The sequence below is a fragment of the Aerococcus sp. UMB1112A genome (assembly GCF_030230715.1).
In the GTDB taxonomy this organism is placed as follows: Bacteria; Bacillota; Bacilli; order Lactobacillales; family Aerococcaceae; genus Aerococcus.
On record NZ_JASPDS010000056.1, the window covers coordinates 1 to 1,572 of the forward strand.

At 38.9% G+C, this 1,572-nt stretch carries 1 protein-coding gene; it reads right to left on the reverse strand.

Annotated features, from left to right (window positions below):
* Positions 1 to 284: 284 nt before the first annotated feature.
* A complete protein-coding gene (locus QP860_RS10510) occupies positions 285 to 1,355 on the reverse strand; it encodes an IS30 family transposase (protein WP_101562109.1) in 1,071 nt (356 codons plus the stop codon).
* Positions 1,356 to 1,572: the final 217 nt, after the last annotated feature.

The window sequence follows — 1,572 nt, forward strand, 5'->3', positions numbered from 1 at the left end:
CTTCTGGTCTCTTGATGGTCTTACAAACCAGGGATGCTCGCTAGTTATTTGCTAAGTATTTTCTAAAAGAGGTAAATTGCAATATCAAGTGCATATTTATTTTAAAAAATCCCAGTGTCATGCCAAATAACTAAAAAGCTGATAAAGTCAATAATTCTTGGCCCGTTTTTCTCTAGCTTAAAGTGCTTGATTATCATTTAGAGATTCAGGGTGGGGCTGTCAAGGTGGAGAGCGAAGCGGACCTTGACTGGCCCACACTGAATCTCTATGCTTTGTTAAGCACTTTAGCCTGCTTCTTTAAGCGTTTCCTGAAGTTTCGCAACTTCTAGGTTATAACAGTCGTTAGGGGTTTGATAATCTAAGACCTTTCTAAAGCGATTATTTATTGTATTCGTATAGTGTGCGAGTTCCTGGTATGTCAGCTTTTTAAAGCTTGTCCCTTTGGGCAAGAATTCTCTTAACATGCGATTATGTCTCTCATTACTGCCTTTTTCCCAAGCTGAATAGGCATGGGCGAAAAAGACTTCCAAATCCTTCAGAGCATACTCAAGCTGAGATAGTTTAGAAAATTCACTGCCGTTATCGGTCGTTAAGGTTTTAAAACACGCTTGACCCTCTTTAAGAATCACCTTTTTAACCGATTTTACAATGGAATCTGCATCCCACTTCCAAGTCTTCTTGGTGAGGAATTTTCGCGTTTTCCGTTCAACTAGAGTAATAAGACATGGCTCTCCTTTAGTCTTCTTTCCTATCACGAGGTCAAGCTCCCAGTGACCAAATTCTTCTCTTGAAAGGACGTCTGGGCATCGCTGATCAATGCTTTTTCCAAATACCTTTTTATTCGTCCCACGCGGTTCACTAGGTTGTTTTCTTGGACGAATCCTTGTTTTCATAGGAAGATCAATATTCCTCACATTTAATAAACCAAGATTGATATATTTATACATGGTTTTGGTGCAAGGAACTCTTTCTAAAGGGTGTTTTCTGCGGTAATCATGAATAAACGTATCAACACTGAAAATACGGTCTTCTTTAGGTGTCAGTAAGGCTTCCTCAAAGGCTTTAATGAAGTTAGATTTTCCATACAAAGCGCCTCTGGCTTTAGAATTTGACCGATTATCTTTATAAACACGCGAGCCAGTTTCTGCAAGATAGACATCAACGTAGGTATGATCATAGTTCATTTGACGTGTTTTTCCACGTTTTAGTTCACGAGATATGGTGCATTGATTGACGCCAACGGCGTCAGCAATCTCTTTCTGTTTATGTCCTTCTTGGTGCATTGCTTGGATAATTCCGCGTTTTTCTGCAGAAAGGTGTGTATATGATCTAGGTTTCGTGTTAGAATGTTTCATAGCCAGTGAGTGCTCCTTTACTTGGGTTTAGACGCTTTTAAGTATAGAGCATCACTGGTTTTTTGTCGTCCTTTTCTCTATGCACTTCATTTTACAATTTACCTTTAAAAATTATCATAAGCTTAGCCCTTATTTTTGTCAAGTCTGTCTAAATCGATCACTTTTCGCATAAGACTAGGGGTTTTTGCTGCCTTGGCTTATGGTATGATAGGTAAAA